At 70.3% G+C, this 17,182-nt stretch carries 11 protein-coding genes; 3 read left to right on the forward strand and 8 right to left on the reverse strand.

What is annotated here, in order from left to right; all coding sequences use genetic code 11:
• Position 1: 1 nt before the first annotated feature.
• The 3 genes from cobN to ABL844_RS13275 all read left to right on the forward strand — a co-directional run bounded on the left by cobN (position 2) and on the right by ABL844_RS13275 (position 5,540).
• Positions 2 to 3,814, forward strand: a complete 3,813-nt coding sequence (gene cobN / locus ABL844_RS13265) for a cobaltochelatase subunit CobN (RefSeq protein ID WP_418131588.1) — start codon at positions 2 to 4, stop codon at positions 3,812 to 3,814.
• A complete protein-coding gene (locus ABL844_RS13270) occupies positions 3,811 to 4,890 on the forward strand; it encodes an ATP-binding protein (RefSeq protein WP_418131589.1) in 1,080 nt (359 codons plus the stop codon). Before cobN ends, ABL844_RS13270 begins: the two co-directional genes overlap by 4 nt.
• Before the next feature lie 191 nt (positions 4,891 to 5,081).
• On the forward strand, positions 5,082 to 5,540 hold the full coding sequence (locus tag ABL844_RS13275; protein ID WP_418131591.1) for a vWA domain-containing protein: 459 nt from the start codon (positions 5,082 to 5,084) through the stop codon (positions 5,538 to 5,540).
• Here ABL844_RS13275 and ABL844_RS13280 read toward each other — a convergent pair.
• The 8 genes from ABL844_RS13280 to ABL844_RS13315 all read right to left on the reverse strand — a co-directional run bounded on the left by ABL844_RS13280 (position 5,537) and on the right by ABL844_RS13315 (position 17,037).
• Entirely contained in the window at positions 5,537 to 6,043 is a 507-nt protein-coding gene (locus tag ABL844_RS13280) for an SET domain-containing protein (RefSeq protein WP_418131592.1), read from the reverse strand. The two genes, ABL844_RS13275 and ABL844_RS13280, sit on opposite strands and share 4 nt — an antisense overlap.
• A gap of 96 nt (positions 6,044 to 6,139) precedes the next feature.
• The gene (locus ABL844_RS13285; protein ID WP_418131593.1) at positions 6,140 to 7,072 is read right to left on the reverse strand and encodes an ABC transporter substrate-binding protein; all 933 of its coding nucleotides are present in this window, start codon (positions 7,070 to 7,072) and stop codon (positions 6,140 to 6,142) included.
• 36 nt (positions 7,073 to 7,108) lie between these two features.
• Positions 7,109 to 7,966, reverse strand: coding sequence for a PA4780 family RIO1-like protein kinase (locus tag ABL844_RS13290; RefSeq protein WP_418131594.1), 858 nt, complete (start codon positions 7,964 to 7,966; stop codon positions 7,109 to 7,111).
• Positions 7,963 to 9,045, reverse strand: coding sequence for a GNAT family N-acetyltransferase (locus tag ABL844_RS13295; RefSeq protein WP_418131595.1), 1,083 nt, complete (start codon positions 9,043 to 9,045; stop codon positions 7,963 to 7,965). Before ABL844_RS13295 ends, ABL844_RS13290 begins: the two co-directional genes overlap by 4 nt.
• Positions 9,046 to 9,363: 318 nt before the next feature.
• A complete protein-coding gene (locus ABL844_RS13300; RefSeq protein WP_418131596.1) occupies positions 9,364 to 9,927 on the reverse strand; it encodes a GNAT family N-acetyltransferase in 564 nt (187 codons plus the stop codon).
• Between the two features lie 4 nt (positions 9,928 to 9,931).
• Positions 9,932 to 11,863, reverse strand: a complete 1,932-nt coding sequence (locus tag ABL844_RS13305; RefSeq protein WP_418131597.1) for a reverse transcriptase family protein — start codon at positions 11,861 to 11,863, stop codon at positions 9,932 to 9,934.
• Between the two features lie 279 nt (positions 11,864 to 12,142).
• Positions 12,143 to 13,846 carry an SWIM zinc finger family protein gene (locus ABL844_RS13310; protein ID WP_418131598.1) on the reverse strand — a complete coding sequence of 568 codons (1,704 nt, stop codon included), beginning with the start codon at positions 13,844 to 13,846 and terminating at the stop codon, positions 12,143 to 12,145.
• Positions 13,843 to 17,037, reverse strand: coding sequence for a hypothetical protein (locus ABL844_RS13315; RefSeq protein WP_418131599.1), 3,195 nt, complete (start codon positions 17,035 to 17,037; stop codon positions 13,843 to 13,845). Before ABL844_RS13315 ends, ABL844_RS13310 begins: the two co-directional genes overlap by 4 nt.
• Between the last annotated feature and the right edge of the window lie 145 nt (positions 17,038 to 17,182).

Consider the following 17,182-nt stretch of genomic DNA (forward strand, 5'->3'; position numbering starts at 1 on the left):
CATGCACCTGCTGAGCACCCAGCCCGGACGCTTCGTCGAGGACGACAGCGTCGTCACCCGTCTCGACCAGACACCGGGCGACATCGTGGTGCTCAGCTCGGCCGACACCACGCTCGCGCTGCTCGCCGCCGCGCGCACTGCGTTGGCGGCCACCGACCCAGGCTATCCGTCGCTGCGGCTGGCCAACCTCATGTACCTGCGCCAGCCGGCATCGCTCGACCTCTACGTCGACGAAGTGCTGCAGCATGCGCGCGTGGTGGTGGTCGACCACCTGGGCGCCGAATCGGCCTGGGCCTACGGGCTGCAGCAGCTCGAGAAGCTGGCCAGGCGCAAGGGCCAGCAGCTCGCGATGTTCTCCGGCGACCTGCAGGAAGACGAAGACCTGCTCGCGCGCGGCACCCTGTCGCGCGACGTGAGCCGCCAGCTCTGGCAGTACATGCGCAGCGGCGGGGCGGGCAACGCGATGCAGTTCCTGCGCGCGGTCGCCTTCCACGCCCTGGGCCATGGCGAGGCCCCGCTGCCGCCGCGCAGCCTGCCGCAGGTGGCGCTGCATGTGCCGGGCGGCGCGGGTGCTTCGCACACGGTGGCCGGCATCGATGATCTGCGCGCCCGGTGGCACGCGGGCGCGCCGGTGGTGGCGCTGGTGTTCTACCGGTCGCATCTGCTGTCGGGCAATACGGCCGCCTTCGATGCGTTGGCAGCGGCGTTGACCGCGCAAAGTTTGAACCCGCTGCCCGTCGCGCTCGATTCGCTCAAAGACCCGCTGTGCCTGTCCACGCTGCGCGAGCTGTGCGCGGAGCACGACGTGCAACTCGTGCTCAACACGACCGCATTCGCGGCACTGGGGCAGGGCGGCCAGGGCGAGGGCGTGGAGCTCGCCGGCGACGCGCCCGTGCTCCAGGTCATCGTGAGCGGCGGCAATCGGGAGGACTGGCTGGCCGACAGCCAGGGCCTGCGCCCGCGCGACATCGCGATGCAGATCGCGCTGCCCGAGATGGACGGCCGCATCGTCACGCGGGCCGTGAGCTTCAAGGGCCTGTCGCATCGCTGCGAGCTCACGCAGACCGAGGTGGTCAACTACCAGCCCGAGCCCGACCGCATCGCGTTCGTGGCAGAGCTGGCGCGGCGCTGGTGCCGGCTGCGCAGCCTGCGCGCGGAAGAGAAGCGCATCGCGCTGATCCTTGCCAACTATCCCGGCAGCGAAGGCCGCATCGGCAGCGGCGTGGGGCTGGACACGCCGGCCTCGGTGATGGCGATCCTGCAGGCGATGGCGGCCGAGGGCTATGCGCTTGGCGACCCCGGTGCGATGCCTGCCGATGGCGACGCGTTGATGCGCAGGCTGCAGGAAGGCATCGCCAACGACCCGTCGCAATGGGCTTCGCGGCCGGCGTGGCAGAGCTTCGCGCTGGCTGACTACCGGGCGTGCCTGGCCCGGCTGCCCGATGGCATGGCGGCCGCCATCGACGAACGCTGGGGCACCCCCGAACAAGACCCGATGCTGCGCAATGGCCGCTTCATGATCGCGGGCCTGCGGCTGGGCCGCGTGTTCGTCGGCATCCAGCCCGCGCGGGCGCTCGGCAGCCTGGGCGCCGCCGACTACGCGAGCTACCACGACGCCGAGCTGGTGCCGCCGCACAGCTACCTGGCCTTCTATTTCTGGCTGCGCGAGGCCTTCGCCATCGACGCGGTGGTGCACGTGGGCAAGCACGGCAACCTCGAATGGCTGCCGGGCAAGAGCATCGCGCTGTCGCAGTCCTGCTGGCCCGACGCGATCCTCGGGCCGTTGCCTAACGTGTACCCGTTCATCGTCAACGACCCGGGCGAGGGCGCGCAGGCCAAGCGGCGCACGCAGGCGGTCATCGTCGACCACCTCATGCCGCCGCTCACGCGCGCCGAGAACCACGGGCCGATGCAGGACCTGGAGCGCCAGGTCGACGAGTACTACGACGCGCTGCTGGTCGACGCGCGCCGCGCGAAGGTGCTGCGCGCGCAGATCCTCGCGGCCGTTCGCGCCCAGCATCTGGTCGAGGAACTGGGCATGCCCGGCGCGGAGGAAGACGACGCCGTGCTCGCGCGCGTGGACGCCTATCTCTGCGAGCTGAAGGAAACGCAGATCCGCGACGGACTGCACGTGTTCGGCGCTTCGCCGAGCGGTCGGCTGCGGCGCGACACGCTGCTGGCGCTGGCGCGCTATCCGGCTGCGGACGGCGCCGGCGCGAATGCCGGGCTGCTCGGCGCGCTCTCGCAAGAGCTTCTGCCGGACGACGCCTTCGACCCGCTCGACATCGACGCGGCCCGGCCTTGGCAGGGCGCGCGCCCCGCGCTGCTGCAATCGGTGAGCACCGAGGCATGGCGGCACCAGGGAGACACGCGCGAGCGGCTGGAGCTGCTGGCGCAGCGGTTGCTCGAAGCCGGCGAGTACCCGCCCGGGTTGCCGAAGACAACAGCCGTGATGAGCCGCATCGCACAAAGCCTGGCCCCCGCGCTCGACGCCTGCGGCGCGCAGGAGTTGCGCCAGTTGTCCCGCGCCCTGCAGGGCCGCTTCGTGCCGCCGGGGCCGAGCGGTTCTCCTTCGCGGGGCCGCCCCGACGTGCTGCCCACCGGCCGCAACTTCTACGCTGTCGACACCCGTGCTATCCCGACGCCCACGGCCTGGATGCTGGGCCTCAAGTCGGCCGCGCAACTTGTCGAGCGACACATGCAGGAGCACGGCGACTATCCGGCGGCGATGGGCCTGTCGGTCTGGGGAACGGCCACCATGCGCACCGGCGGCGACGACCTGGCGCAGGCCTTCGCGCTGATCGGCGTGCGGCCGAAGTGGGCGCCGGGCAGCCAGCGCGTGGTCGATTTCGAGGTGCTGCCGACGGTCGGGCTCGGGCGTCCGCGCATCGACGTCACGCTGCGCATCTCGGGCTTCTTCCGCGACGCCTTTCCCAATGCCGTACAGATGTTCGATGCAGCGGTGCAGGCCGTGGCCGCGCAGGAAGACGAGGACGAGGAGCGCAACCCGATCCGCGCACGCATCCTGCGCGAGACCGCCGTGCTGCAGGCGCAGGGCATGGCGCCCGAGCTTGCCCGCGTGCAGGCCGGCTGGCGCGTGTTCGGCTCGGCGCCGGGCAGCTATGGCAGCGGCCTGCAGCCGCTCTTCGACCATGGCAGCTGGCAGACCGACGACGACCTGTCGAGAGCCTACGTCGGCGGCAGCGCCCACGCCTACGGGCAGGGCAGCGACGGCGTGCCGGCGGCCGACGCGCTCAGGCGCCGGCTGCGCGCGATGACCGTCGTCATGCAGAACCAGGACAGCCGCGAGCACGACCTGCTCGACTCCAACGACTACTACCAGTTCCAGGGCGGCATGGCGGCCGCCGTGCGCCACCTGAGCGGGCGCCAGCCGGCCATGTACCACGGCGACCATGGCAACCCGCAGGCGCCGCGCGTGCGCACGCTGAAGGAAGAAATCGGCCGCGTCGTGCGCTCGCGCGTCGTCAACCCGAAGTGGATCGACGGCGTGAAGCGCCACGGCTACAAGGGCGCCTTCGAGATGGCCGCGACGGTCGACTATCTGTTCGGCTTCGATGCCACCGCGCGCGTGGTCGGCGACCACCAGTACGCCATGGTGGCCGACGCCTACGTGCTCGACGACGCCACCCGCGACTTCGTGAATGAACACAACCCGCGCGCGCTGCACGACATGCTCAGCCGCCTGCTCGAAGCCATGCAGCGCGGCCTCTGGCAATCGCCCGGCGACTACCGCGCCCGGCTCGAGAACCTGCTGCTCGACCACGAGCAGCGGATGGAAGGAAGCCTCCGATGACGATCACCGCCGCCGCCATGCCGGCGCCTTTTCCTTTTTCCGCGATAGCGGGGCAGCCACACCTGCGGCAGGCGCTGCTGCTGGCCGCCGTCGATCCCGGCCTGGGCGGCGTGCTGATCGAAGGACCGCGCGGCACCGCCAAGACCACCGCGGCGCGCGCGCTCGCCGAATTGCTGCCCGACGCGCCCTTCGTCACGCTGCCATTGGGTGCGAGCCTCGAGAGCCTGGTCGGCACGCTGGACCTCGGCCGCGCGATGGCGGGCCACGAACTCCAGTTCGCGCCCGGCCTGCTCGCGCGCGCGCACGGCGGCGTGCTCTACGTGGACGAGATCAACCTGCTGCCCGACGCGCTCATCGATTCGCTGCTCGACGCTGCCGCCAGCGGCGTCAATGTGGTCGAGCGCGACGGCATCTCGCACCGTCACGCCGCGCGCTTCGTGCTCGTGGGCACCATGAACCCGGAGGAGGGCACGCTGCGCCCGCAGCTGCTCGACCGCTTCGGCCTGTGCGTCCAGCTGCGCAACATCGACGACCCGTCCGAGCGGCAGGCCATCGTGCGTGCGCGGCTGGCCTTCGATGCCGATCCGCAGGGCTTTCGCGACAGGCATGCGCAGGCGCAGGGCGAGCTGTCGGCGGCGCTGGTGCGTACACGCGCGCTCGTGGCCGACGCGGCGGCGCTGCCGTACACCGATGCGGTGCACGAGGCGGTGAGCGCGATGTGCATCGCCGCAGCCGTCGATGGGCTGCGTGCCGACCTCGTGATGCTGCGCTCGGCCCGTGCTCTTGCGGCGTGGGAAGGTGCTGCGGCCGTCACGTCGGACCATGTGCAACGAGTGGCCGAGGCCGTGCTGCTGCACCGGCGCAAGCCGGAGGCCGAAGCTCCCGCTCCTCGGACTGCGCCGCCCGAAGCGGGCGGCAAGGCCAGCAGCGATGCGGACGGAAAGAACAGCACAGGCAGCCCGGACGACGGTGACTGGGGCGCCATGCCCCCCGAGCCCGTCGGCATCGAGCGCGTGAAGCCGCTGCGCCCGCTGATCGACTCGCGCCAGCGGCAGCCAACCCCAAAAAAAGCCTGAGCCTCCGGCACGCCGCACCGCCCGCTGGCGCACGCCAGGGCGACCGGAGGCAGGGCCCGCAAAGGGACGCATGGCGCGGGCCCGCGAAGCAGGGCCCGGCCTTCGACTGGCCGCGCACTTTCGCGGCACGCGGCGCCGACCGGCTGCGCGCCGGGCATCTGCGCCATCGCCCACAAGAAGCGCGCAGTGGCGTGCTCCATTGCTTCCTGCTCGACTGCTCGGCCTCGATGCGCAACGACGGCAACCTCGCTCGCGCCAAGGGCCTGCTGCTGGCGCTGATGCAGGAGGCCTACCAGCGCCGCGACCATGTCGCGCTGCTGTGCTTCGCGGGCGATGTTGTGGAGCTGCGCCTGCCGCCGCGCCGCGCCAGCGCCTGGAACGACGACTGGATCACGCCGATCGCGGCCGGCGGCGGCACGCCCCTCGCGCTGGGCGTGCGGCGCGCGGACCAGTTGCTTGCGAAGAGCGGAACCCGGCAGAACTGGCTGTGGCTGCTGACCGATGGCCGCAGCAGCGAAAGCCCCGAGCGGCCCGGGTCGGCCGATGTGGTGTGCGTGGTCGACTTCGAGGCCGCGCGCTTGCCGCTGCACCGCGCGAGGCAACTGGCCGAAAACTGGGACGCGCGCTATCTGGCGGCGGATGGCGCCTAGGCGGGCTGCACGTCAGCAGGTGCTGCTTCGACTGGCGCCTCCTCCGGCGGCGCCAGCATCGTCCCCCTGCAGTTCGGCGAGCCGCAATGGCAGGGGTACTTCGACGGCGGAGAGCCGTCGTCCGCGGTGAGCGAGTAGTCGATGAAGAGCTCGTCGCCCGCGTCCACCGCCACCAGCGTCTGGAACTTCAGCACCAGTTCGCCGCCCTCGTCGTATTCCTCCACTGCCTCGCAGTTCGGCTCGCAGGAGTGGTTCAGGTGACGGGTGGCGTTGCCGCCCTTGGCTCCGTCGATGGTTTCGTTGTTCGACAGGGTGAACAGGTAGGTGAGCTGGTCGTCCCAGACCTTGGTGGCGATCTCGGCCTTGGTGTAGCGGCGGCCTTCGTAGAGGCCGAGAAAAGCTTCGGCCGGCAGGTCGCGGGTGGCGAAGGCGCCGAGGCCGTGCACGCCGCTGGGGCCGACCCGGACGAAGGGAGTGGACGAGGTTCGCTTGTGGTGCTTCATGGAGGGGAGAAGGGGCCGTCTGGCGCGTTGTTGTTGGCGTTGTCTTGCCGCTGGAGTGTCGACGCTGTTTCGATCGGGCGGATGACAGTCATCTGCTCAGGGCCTGGGCTCGCCCAGAGACGCCAGGCAGCCCACGATCGCGTCGGCCGCCTCGTCGAGACGGGGGCCGGGGCGCATCATGAGGTCGAAGCGCGCCGAGGCGAAGCTGCACACCCGCCCGCGCTGGATGGCCGACATGGCCGACCAGCCGGGCCGCGAGGCCATGGCGGAGATCTCGCCGAGGGCCGAGACCATCAGCACGTCGGGGTTGGCGCGCACCACGAACTCGGGGCTCATCTTCGGGAAGGGGCCGAGCGTGCCCGGCACGGCATTGCCGAGGCCGAGGCGGGCCAGCGTCTCGCCGATGAAGGAGCTCTCGCTGGCCGCGGCCATGCCGCCATGCACCTCGAAATACACGCGCCGGCCCTGCCAGCCGGCCGGCACGCGGGCCCTGGCTGCGTCCAGCCCGGCGTCGAGCTTGCGCCAGTAGGCCTCGCCCGCGCCGGGGCGGCCGGTGGCACGGGCCACGGTTTCCATCACCCGGCGCATGTCGGCGTGGGTCTTGGCGTCCAGCGCCAGCACCTTCAGGCCCAGCCGCTCCAGCGGCTCGGCGGCGCGGCTGCGAGGGCGCAGCAGCACCAGGTCGGGCTTGAGCGCGAGGATGCGTTCGACGTTCGCGTCGTCGATGCCGCCCACCTGCGGCAGCCCCTTCACCGAGGCCGGCCAGTTGGCATGGCGGTCGATGCCCACCAGCCGGTCGCAGGCGTCGAGCGCGCAGACGGTCTCGGTCAGCGAGGGCATCAGCGACACGATGCGCTTGGCCGGCGCCTGCAGCTCGACCGTGGTGCCCCGGTCGTCCTCCAGGCGGATGCCGGCGCCGTGGGATGCCGCGGCGCCGAGGCCCAGGGCCACGAAGGCGGCGGCCTTCGCGACCTGCCGGGCGGCGATGGAGGGGGAGAACGGGAAGGGCTGCAGGGTGGAGGAGTTCATCGGAACGGAACAGGACGGGCATCGTCGGCGCGCCGGCTATTGTCGTCGTGGCGCGCGCATGCGAAAGCGACGGGCCGCTTCTTCCTCGGCGCGCGCGTCGTGCACCTCGCGCATCAGCCCGCGCAGGTCGACCGGGCCGCTCGCCTGCGCGAAGCGGCCGGTGAGCTCCGTCTCGGGGCGCAGCTGGCCTCGCTCGTAAAGGTGCCAGATCTCCTCGCCGTAGTTCGTCTCCAGCAGCGCGGGAGCGAAGCGGCCGAAGAAACCGCGCAGGTTGGCCACGTCGCGCAGCAGCATGCGCTGCGCGTGGTTGTTGCCAGCCGCATCCACCGCTTGCGGCAGGTCGATGATCACGGGCCCGTCTTCTGCCAGCAGCACGTTGAACTCCGAGAGGTCGCCATGCACGATGCCGGCGCACAGCATGCGCACCACCTCCCTCAGCAGGCTGGCGTGGTGGCGCAGCGCGTCGCGGGGCCGGAAGGCCACGTCGCCGATGCGCGGGGCGGCGTCGCCGTGGGCGTCGGTCACCAGATCCATCAGCAGCACGCCTTCGAGGAAGTTGTGCGGCGCTGGCACGCGAACGCCGGCGGCAGCGAGGCGGTAGAGCGCGTCTACTTCGGCACTCTGCCAGATGGCCTCGGTCACGCGCCGGCCGAAGCGCGTGCCCTTGGCCATCGCGCGCGTCTCGCGGCTGTTCTTCACGCGCCGGTTCTCGGTGTAGTCCACGGCCTGGCGGAAGCTGCGCCTGTCGGCTTCCTTGTAGACCTTGGCGCAGCGCGTTTCCTCGCCGCAGCGCACGACGTAGACCATGGCTTCCTTGCCGCTCATGAGCTGGCGCACCACGGAGTCGATCAGGCCTTCTTCGACCAGCGCCTGGAGTCGTTCGGGTACCTTCATGGGCGTACCTCCCGGCCAGAGAGGTAGGTCCGCAGGGTCTTGGTGCCCAGCTGGTAGAAGCCGTCGCGCCTGTATTCCGTGTAGCCGAGCCGGTGGTTGATGGAAAGCATCGGCGCGTTGACTTCGGCGTTGTGGGTGTAGGCCAGCGTCACTTCGGGGTGGCGCTCGTGCACGAGCTGCAGCATCGCGGCCTTCACGCCCTTGGCCAGGCCCTTGCCGCGCCATCGCCTGTCGACGGCGGTGAGCCGCTGGTGCATGCGGTCGGGGAATTGCAGGTTCCAGGAGGCCTCGCACACCGCGACCACTTCGTCGCCGTCGAGCAGCAGCACCAGGAAGTGTTCGCCGCCGCGCCGGTCCATGTCGGCGTACCAGTGCGGGAAGTCTTCCAGCTCGTAGCGCAGCGGAGGGCGATCGAGCAGCGTGGTGGGCGCATCGCTCAGTAGCGCGGAGAGCGGCGCCATCAGCGTCGCCAGGCGCTCCATCGGCACACGGCCCGCATGCACTTCGGTGCGCAGGCCGTGAGCGGGTGCGAAGCCGTCGGCTTGCCAGCGTGCGAGCTCGCGCCAGTCGAGATCCGCGAGATACATGCGGTTCTCGATGCTGCGGTGCTTCTGCGTGGCGCCGACGGCCTGCAGGAATGCGTGGCCCTCGGGCAGGTGGGTCTTGATGGTCGCGACGGTCTTGCCGCGCGCTTCCATCAGCTCCAGCAGCGCGCGAAGCAGGGCGCTCGCCACGCCCTGGCGCCGGTGCGGGCGCAGCACGCCGCCCCAGGTTTCGAGGAAGGGCGCGAAGGCCTCGTGCTCGGGCGTGCCTTCGCGGCGGAAGCTCGCGCTCAGGCTGCCGATGAATTCGCCATGCGCTCCGACGGCCAGCACGCGGTGGAACTCGTACAGCGGATTGAAGCGCAGCACGTTGTGCCGGGTATCGGCATCGGGGGCGACGGGATCGCCGGGAAAGTCTTCCGTGGCGCGCACTCGCCAGTAGGTCAGGAAATTGGCCCAGTCGGCTTCGCTCGCGCGCTGGGGATCGAATACCGTTGTCACGGTATGCCGCGCGTTCGCGGCACTGTTTTCAAGCATGGTTGCTGCCTTGATTCGACAAATGAACGGGGCACCACAGGCACGGGCGTGCCTGCGGCGGCGTCTTGTTTGAATCGGGGCGGTTCGGTGGGCGCTGCGGCCGGTGAGGGTGGCCGCGACGGCTGACCGGCTAGGCGGTCGGCGCTTGCTGTTGGACGATCAGTTCAGATGAGGCCCGACAAACCGCACGATATGGGGGGCATGAATTACGGCGTTTTCCATCTCGTACCTCCTTTGCTGCGTGGTTGTCGAAGCGGTGAATGTAGCGGGCTTGCCGCGCGCTGTGAAGTGCCGCGTGGTTCTGGCGCACGCGCCGGATCATTGCGTGGTGCCGGGCCGATCGATTCGATAGACGAAATGCGCGGTTCCGTCGATCGGATTGTCGGGCGTGAGCGGCCCCTCGGCCATGCGATGGAAACCGGCGCGCTCCAGCACGCGAGAAGAGGCCGCGTTGGCGGCCGACACCGGCACCACGATGCATGGTGCAGCTGGGTAGTCGCGCCATGTGGCATCGACCAGCGTGCGGATCATCGCCGCGCCAAGGCCACGCCGCAGCGCATCGGGTTCGCCGACGAAGTAGTCGATGCTCAGCGCCGCGGGCGGCACCTCGACGAGAGGCGCGAGTTCTTCGAGATAGCCGGGGTTGTCCTCGAAGGTGTAGCGTTGCACGAGGCCGAAGTCTCGGCCTTCGGCGGAGGCGATGTAGATCTCGGCCGGGTCGGTTCCATCCACCGAAGGGCCGAAGTCGCGCTCGATGGCTTCCTGCGATGTCTCGTGGTTCCACCAGCGCACCACATGCGGCTCACTGAGCCAGCGCGAAAGCATCGCGAAGTCGGCACGCGAGAGCCGGCGCAGCGTGATCGGTGCGTCGGCCCTGAACATGCCTTCAGTTCTTCATGCTGTGGACCAGGGAGGCCAGCGCCGACGATATGAAGATCGCCACGATGAAGCGCAGCCAGCCCGACTTGCGCTGCACGAAGTTGCCGATGGCGACGCCGCCCGTCATCAGCCAGATCAGCGGACTGGTTCCCGAGAGGAAGACGCTGACGACGTACAGGGCCTGCAGCATCATGCTGGCGACCCAGCCGATCTGAGCGAGTGCGCCCGGTGCTTGCTTTGCAGCCGGCGCGGCAGCGGGCTGTGCCGTAGCGGGCGCGCTCGCTGGTGCCGGGCCGGCTGTGACCGGTTGCGGGCGTGCCGCTTCGCGCTGCGCCTTCTTTTCTTCCGCGATCTGCTCGGCCGTCTTCTCCAGCACCGGGACGGCCGCTTCCGTCGGCTGCCACCACGCCGGCCATGGCGCCTTGCCCGCGGCGGACTGCTTGCGGAACTCGCCTGCGCCGAGCCTGCGCTGCGATGCCTGCGTCTTCGGTGCAGCGCCGCCTTCGTGCTTCGCCGCCAGCGCGCGAACGCGCTGCAGATACGGCTCGCCACGCGCCGCATCGGTCATCGCGATGAAGTTGGCATAGCCGCGCAGCGCGCCGATCACGTCGCTGTTGCCGTTCCATTGCAGGCCCTGCGGGCCGTTGCGCTCGGCCTGGTGCAGCACCGCGCGGAAGCGCCGCAGGGTGTCGCGGTCGACCGAGAGCTTGTCGTTGACGACGATGCCCGTCACATGCTGCTGGCGGTGCTTTCGCATCACCTGCTGCTTGTCGGGGTGCAGCGTGAGGCCCTCGCTGGCCACGATCTGCTTTGCGCGCCACAGCAGCTTGGCGGTGTCGCGGCTGTGCTCGGGGCCTGCCGAGAACGTCAGGTCGTCGGCGTAGCGCGTGTAGCGGAAGCCCAGCTTCGCCGCACTCGCCGACAGGCGGGCGTCGAGCCGGCGGCACAGCAGGTTGGTGATCATCGGGCTGGTGGGCGCGCCCTGCGGCAGCACGCGGTCACCGCGCGCGACGAAATAGCGGTTGCCGTCGAGCTGTACTTCGTCGGTCGGCGCCTCGGTGCACACCAGTGCCAGCAGGCTCGCCACCTGCGACGAGTAGCCGAGCTGGCGGAACACGCCGCGCACGCGGCGCATGCCGATGGAGGGGAAGAAGTCCTTCAGGTCGAGGTTGATGACCACATCGCGGCCCACGTGCGGCGCGGCGTTGGTGAGGATCGAGCGGCCCGGCATGAAGCCGTGCGCGGCCTCGTGCACCGGCATCTTCGCGAGGATGTTGTCGAGCACCCAGTACTGCGCGCGCTTCAGCCGCGGCATGGGCGCGGAGATGTGGCGCTCGCCGCCGCTCTTCTTGGGCATGGTGAAGCGCTGGTAGTGGCTCACGCTCGACACCTCCCGATGCCATGCGAGAAAACGCAGCTCGCCCAGGCCGATGCCCATGGCTTGCGCGAGATCGCTCGCGTGGTCCAGCGCGGGCAGGGCGTTGCGCGCGAGCGCCTGACTGTCGCTGTGGGCGTCGTTGAGGCCGCCCGAGACGCCGTCGCCCACGTACAGCAACTCGCGCTGGCGCCGCTCGTGCCATGCCACGGCGCGCGCATGGCGGCCTTGTGCTGCGCGCTGGCGGGTTTCCTCGCGGCGCTCGCGGGCACGGGCCATGCGCTCCTTGCGCATGATCTTCAGGGCCCGGTCGCGGTCCTCGATGCCGCGCAGTTCGCTGCCGAGCTTCGAGAGCGCCGTCTGCAGCTCGCCCTCTCGGCGGATCAACTGCTCCTCGACCGTCGGCTGCGCTGCGTCGCGCGGCCAGAAGCCCAGGCGCTGCATTTCCTCGAGGACGACTTCCTGCTTGGAACTCTTGCGGATGCGCTCGTACAGCTCCTCGCGGGTGAGCGCGGAGTCGGGAATGGAAGATGAAGAAGAGGAGGCGGGAGACTGCATGGTCATGGCGCTGCGCCACCGGCCGATGCACTGCTGGAAGAGAAAGGTTGCGAACGAAGCGGGAATCTCGTCGAAGAGCCTCGGGACTGGAGGGCTCCACTCGACGCCGGATGGCCATGGTGACGCCGATGAGCTTCGAGGAAGCCGCACTGTTGTCGCGTCACCATGGCCATCCGGCACAGTGAAGAGACGTCCAGTGACGCTTGGGAAGTGCTGTATGCGAGGGCGGCGATACGCCGACCGGATTGCAAGAGCCTTCCCGCTCCGTTCGCAAAAAGCAGTGTATCAGCCGATGTGGGCGGTGGTCCTTTCCTGGTCTGTCGTTGTTGTCGTCGTGTTCGCGGTGATCGAAGGCGCGGCCGACAGGCGCAGCGCGAGCATGTGCTCGCACGGCCCCTTGGTCATGCGGTGGCGCACGAAGTGGCTGCACTGGCATTCGCCCGAGGCGACGCGCTGGTCGGCGTCGAGCTGCAGGCTCATGAAGTACTCGCGCTGCCCGGACGCGCCCTTGCACTTGCCGCTGATGGAAACGCCGCCGTCGGCGCGCGCCTGCGTCTTCACGCCCGCGATGCGGCGCGCGCGCACCAGTTCGGCCGCGGCTTCCTCCTCGGGGCTGGCGTAGCGCAGCTTGTCCATGGGCAGCGGCTCGCGGCTGAGCTCGCGCAGCCGCCACACGCCGTGCGCGATGTCGTAGACCACGCGACCGGCCTGCACGTAGCCGCCGAGCGCGGCATCGACCGTGAGCGTCGAAAGACCCGTGGCCGCCGCCAGCTCGGCGGTGGTGGCGCGCCAGCGTTCGCCCAGCGCCGCGAACACGCGCAGCAGGCTGTCCTGGTCGACGGTGTGGCGCGGCTGCAGCAGTTCGAAGTGGCCGTTGCGCGACCAGTCGTTGGCGGTCCAGCCCGAGAGGCCGAGGGTGAATTCCATGTCGGGCATCTGCGCGACCCAGAAGCTGGGCATGCCGGTGCCCAGCAGGTGCACGGTGAAGCCCTGTGCCACCGGCACCAGGCGTTCGAGCTGCAGCAGGCGGCGCCGGCCCCACACGCGGATGTCGATGTCGGCGGCGGCACTGTGCGTGGAGCGCGGGCACACCAGCTCGTGGCCCCAGGGCTCGAACACGATGCGCACCGGCTGCCCCGGCCGAAGCACGAAGCGCAGCGAACGCGGGCCCACGCGCTCCTTGCGGCGGCGCAGCACCAGGCAGATGTTGTGGATGTCCATCGGGTGCAGCTGCAGCCGGTGCGCAGGCAGCAGCATCGCGCTGCTCACCTGCAGGAAGCCGCGCACCCAGCTGTCGGGCACGTCGATCTTTGGCTCGTGGAAGGCCGGATCGTTGTCGCTCTGAACCTGGAAGCCGCCGGGGTCGATGGCCAGCCGCGTCGTCTTGTAGTCGCGGATCTTCTGGAACTCGTCGTACAGCGACTCCGAATAGTCGACGTTGGTGGTGCCGTACGCATGGTCGCTCACCCGGTCGAAGATGTCGTGGCTGCACGAGAACATGCCGTAGCTCGACTCGTCCTGGCTGAAGCACTCGAAGAACACGCGGTCGGGGTGAACCGTGATGACCGGGTCGAGCACGAACCACGCCTCGCGGTTGACCTTGTAGAGGTGGTCGAAGTAGCGCTTCTGCGCGCTCATGAAGGGCTGCAGCACCGACTGCTTGCGCTTGCGCAGCTCGGCCAGCTCCTTGCTGATGGGCTCCATCTGCGCCTTCAACTCGTCGCTGCGCGCCATGAACTGCGCGAGCAGCTGGCCCTCCTGCCCGGCCAGCCATTCGAGGTACGCGCTCTTGTCGCGCGGCTTGAAGCGCAGGTCGCCCACCACCACGTCGTGCAGCGCCGACATGCCTTCGCGGAACGGCAGGTGGCGGTTGATGTCGGCGACGAAGTGCACCGGCGCGCGCAGCGTATCGGGCGCGAACTGCAGCGCGGTGCTGTTGGCCGTGTGCTGTGCGCCTGAATGGCCGAAGTAGCGGTACTGGAATCTCATGCGGCGGGCCCTCCGGTCAGGGCGGAGGAAGAGGGCGGAGGCGCGCGGCGCGGCGCAATGCTGCGCACCGGCGCGGTCTGCAAGGGGTTGTCCAGCCCGGGGAAGGCTTCCTGGATGCTGCGCAGCCCCGCCACGTATTGCGCGCGCTCCGTGATCGCGCCGGTCACGGCCTGCCGTGCGAACACGCGGGCGACGATGCGCGCGATGTCTTCCGAGTGCATCGCCTGCGCGGCCAGGAACTCCATGACGCGCGCCTTGGCCAGCCGGCCCCGGTTGGCCTGCGAGAGCACGCTGAGGAAGTAGGGCTCCAGCCGCGCGAGCACGTCGGCATTGCGGCTCGCGGCCGAGGCCAGCCAGTTGGTCACGAAGAGCTGCATGCCCGGCGAAGGATGCTGGCTCAGCTGCAGCATGTAGGTGGTGACGTCGGTCACGTCGAAATGCGTGGTGAGCAACTCGCGGCCCAGGCGCTGGGCGCCGGCGTCCTTGTGGTCGCACAGGCGCACGAGCAGCGCAGGCGTCCACAGGCTGGATTCGCCCTGGGCGCCGAACCACTGGCGCGCCCAGTCGCGCGCGTCGTCCCAGCGGCTGTCGAAGATGCGCAGCGCGTCGCCGAGTTCGGCGAGCGTGCGTTCCGGGCTCGCTGCCAGCTGCTCGGTGGCCCAATGGCGCGCGGCGGCGGTGTCGACAAGGCCGAAGCTCGCGGTCTGCAGCACGCTGAAGCTCGATGCATTCTGTTGCGGCAGCAGCCATGCGCCCAGGCGCTGAGCACCCTTGCTGCGCGCTTCGAGCAGGCGCAGCGTCACGGCGGGCTCGCCGCGGCGCGTGTGCTCGGCCAGCGGGCCGCACAGCCATTGCAGCAGCGAATCGAACACGCCCTCGGCGGCTTCGGCGCGGAACAGCTCGTCGCGCAGCAGCGGCATCAGCGCGGCGGCGAAGGCCGGGTGCGCGGGCAGCAGCTGCGCAAGACGCGGTGCGACGGCGGCACGCACGACCGGCATCGGGCTGCTGCAGAAGGCGGCAAAGAGTTCGGGCTGGGTGACCAGCGACTCGTCGGGCAGCGAGGTGAAGAGCCGCACGCCGGCGCCGCGCAGGCGCTCGTCGTCGGACTGCAGCAGCCGCGTGAGCACGCTCACCGGCAACCCCTGTACCGAGGCCGGATGCAGCAGCAGCCATTCGGCGGCGGTGCGCACGATATCGGAGCTCGCATGATCGAAGAGCGCCAGCAGCCGGTCGAGCTGCGCCTTGGCGGCAGCCGTGCGCAGCAGGCCCTGCAGAGCCCACTGCACGTTCTCGCAGATGGCGTCGAGCTGCGGCTGCGCGGCATCGCAGGCCGACAGCCACGAGAGCAGTTCGGAGGCAAGCACATCGAGCGTCGAAGGGTTCGGCGCGGCGGCCTGCAGCAGCAGGCGCGAGGCGCGGCGCACTTCGGCGTCGGCCGAGGTCAGCAGCATCAGCAGCAGGCCGACCTGCTGGCTGTAGAGGCCCGGGTCCTGCCCGATGTATTCGAGCGCGAGCGTGCGCGCCTCGGCCAGCGGGGAGCCCAGCAGCGCGGGCAACCAGGGCAGGGGGGCTTCGCCCGCCGCGATGCGCTGGCGTGCGATGCCCAGCGCGAAGCGCGCCGTGTCTTCCCAGGTGCTGGCCAGCAGGCGCCAGACGGTGGGCGCTTCGAGCGCTTCGCAGAAGGGCTTGTTGTCCTGCAGCGCGCGCGCGGCGAAGGCGTGCACGGCGGCGCAGCGGCCCTGCTGCATCAGCTGCAGCAGTGCCTGCGGATGGCGATCCCAGCGTTCGGGCCAGGCTTCGGTGCGGTTCAGGCGCTGCGCGGGCAGCGGCGTGCCGCGGCGCCACTGCAGGCCGCCGCGCTGGGCTTCCCATTCGGGGTCGTGGCGGTGCAGCAGCTGCATCAGTACCAGCCACCGGCTGTAGGGGCCGGTGTGCCAGCTGCGCGGCTCGGGCGTCCAGCGCGACTCGCGCTGTTGGCCGGCGGTGCCGGCTTCGGCGTCGTCGGCCGCGAGCAGCACGCCCATGGCGAGCCGGAGCCAGTCGGCTTCATCGGCCGCGCCGGCCAGGGCAAGCCTGCGCAGGTTGCGCCAGGTGCGGCGGCGCAGGTAGTCGCGCGTGCGCTGGCTGTAGGCGAGACGGCTGTCGGGCCGCACGATTTCCTTGGCGATTTCGACGTAGCGTCCGTTGACCTGCGCCCAGCGACCGCCGGTGCGGAATGCCGCGCGCTGCGTTTCGAGGCGCTGGTGCAGCACGCCGAGCAGGTCATAGTCGCCCGCGAACTCCGCGCCCTTGTAGAGGCGCCGCCATGCGCGGAAGCTGCCGGCCGCGAGCTGCAGCGTCGGCGCGATCTGGAGCAGCGCGGCATGCGCGAGCCCGTCGGCGCGGCGGCCTTCGAGCAGCGACAGGTCGAAGAGCTGCTCGACCCAGACGGCGTACTTCAATCCGTTCCAGAGCGCCGGGTCGGCCAGATGCTGCTGGAGCAGCGGCATGGCCTGTGCGATGGGCACTTCGCCCATCGCGGCCCAGGCGCGGCGCAGCGGCGCGGGCCAGTCGTCGATGATGCGCGCCGCCTCGGCTGCGCGCTGCTCCTCGGGCCAGAGTGCGAGCGCTGCCCATCGCGCGGCGCGCGTGACCACCGGCGTGCGTCCGCGCTTCGACAGCTCGCGCATCGCCTCGAAGGCGCCAGCGTCGCCGCATCGGCCGACGGCCCAGGCGATGCAGTAGTCGAGCATCGGCTCGCCGGTCTCGATGTGATCGATGAGCTGCGGCACGGCGGCAGCGAGCCGGCGTTCGCCGATGCGCCACACGACTCGGGTGCGGCGCACCGGGGGCAGCAGCCGCCATGCGTCGGGGCGGATGGCTGCCAGCAGCACGGCGTCGCCGGGGTGCGCGATGGCGGCAGCGGTGGGCGGGGTTGCCGCCGGAGCCGGTGCGGCGGAGCCTTCGGGCACATAGCCCTGCGCGATCTGCGCGGTAACGGCATGCTCGAATGCTGTGCTGGCTGCCTCGAAGGGCAGCGGCGACGGGGTGAAGACCGTTTCCTTCCATTGCAGCCCGTCGCGGCTGGTGCTCACGTGCACCACATGGCCGGGAGCTTCCGGCAGGGCGAACAGTTCCACTGTGCTGAAGCCGGCGGCGCCTGCCACGCCGGGCTTCGTGCGGATCAATTTCTCTGAGCGAATGCGCTTCACGCGGAGGCCTCCCCTGCCTTCGGTTGGTGCTTGTGCTGCTTTCTTGTGTCGCCGCGCATCTTAGCGGGCGTTTGCGGAGTTAACGGCGATCACTTCGCTCTTGCCTGTGTAGCATGCGCGCTCCGGCAACCACGCAGCGATTCTC

This window comes from Variovorax sp. 278MFTsu5.1 (genome assembly GCF_048305045.1).
In the GTDB taxonomy this organism is placed as follows: domain Bacteria; phylum Pseudomonadota; class Gammaproteobacteria; order Burkholderiales; family Burkholderiaceae_C; genus Variovorax; species Variovorax guangxiensis.

What these genes read in the sequence shown, in the direction of transcription:
- cobN (WP_418131588.1), top strand. Translation starts at nt 2, where the DNA reads ATGCACCTGCTGAGCACCCAGCCCGGACGCTTCGTCGAGGACGACAGC.
- ABL844_RS13300 (WP_418131596.1), bottom strand. Translation starts at nt 9,927, where the DNA reads ATGTTCAGGGCCGACGCACCGATCACGCTGCGCCGGCTCTCGCGTGCC.
- ABL844_RS13295 (WP_418131595.1), bottom strand. Translation starts at nt 9,045, where the DNA reads ATGCTTGAAAACAGTGCCGCGAACGCGCGGCATACCGTGACAACGGTA.
- ABL844_RS13305 (WP_418131597.1), bottom strand. Translation starts at nt 11,863, where the DNA reads ATGACCATGCAGTCTCCCGCCTCCTCTTCTTCATCTTCCATTCCCGAC.
- ABL844_RS13310 (WP_418131598.1), bottom strand. Translation starts at nt 13,846, where the DNA reads ATGAGATTCCAGTACCGCTACTTCGGCCATTCAGGCGCACAGCACACG.
- ABL844_RS13280 (WP_418131592.1), bottom strand. Translation starts at nt 6,043, where the DNA reads ATGAAGCACCACAAGCGAACCTCGTCCACTCCCTTCGTCCGGGTCGGC.
- ABL844_RS13290 (WP_418131594.1), bottom strand. Translation starts at nt 7,966, where the DNA reads ATGAAGGTACCCGAACGACTCCAGGCGCTGGTCGAAGAAGGCCTGATC.
- ABL844_RS13285 (WP_418131593.1), bottom strand. Translation starts at nt 7,072, where the DNA reads ATGAACTCCTCCACCCTGCAGCCCTTCCCGTTCTCCCCCTCCATCGCC.
- ABL844_RS13270 (WP_418131589.1), top strand. Translation starts at nt 3,811, where the DNA reads ATGACGATCACCGCCGCCGCCATGCCGGCGCCTTTTCCTTTTTCCGCG.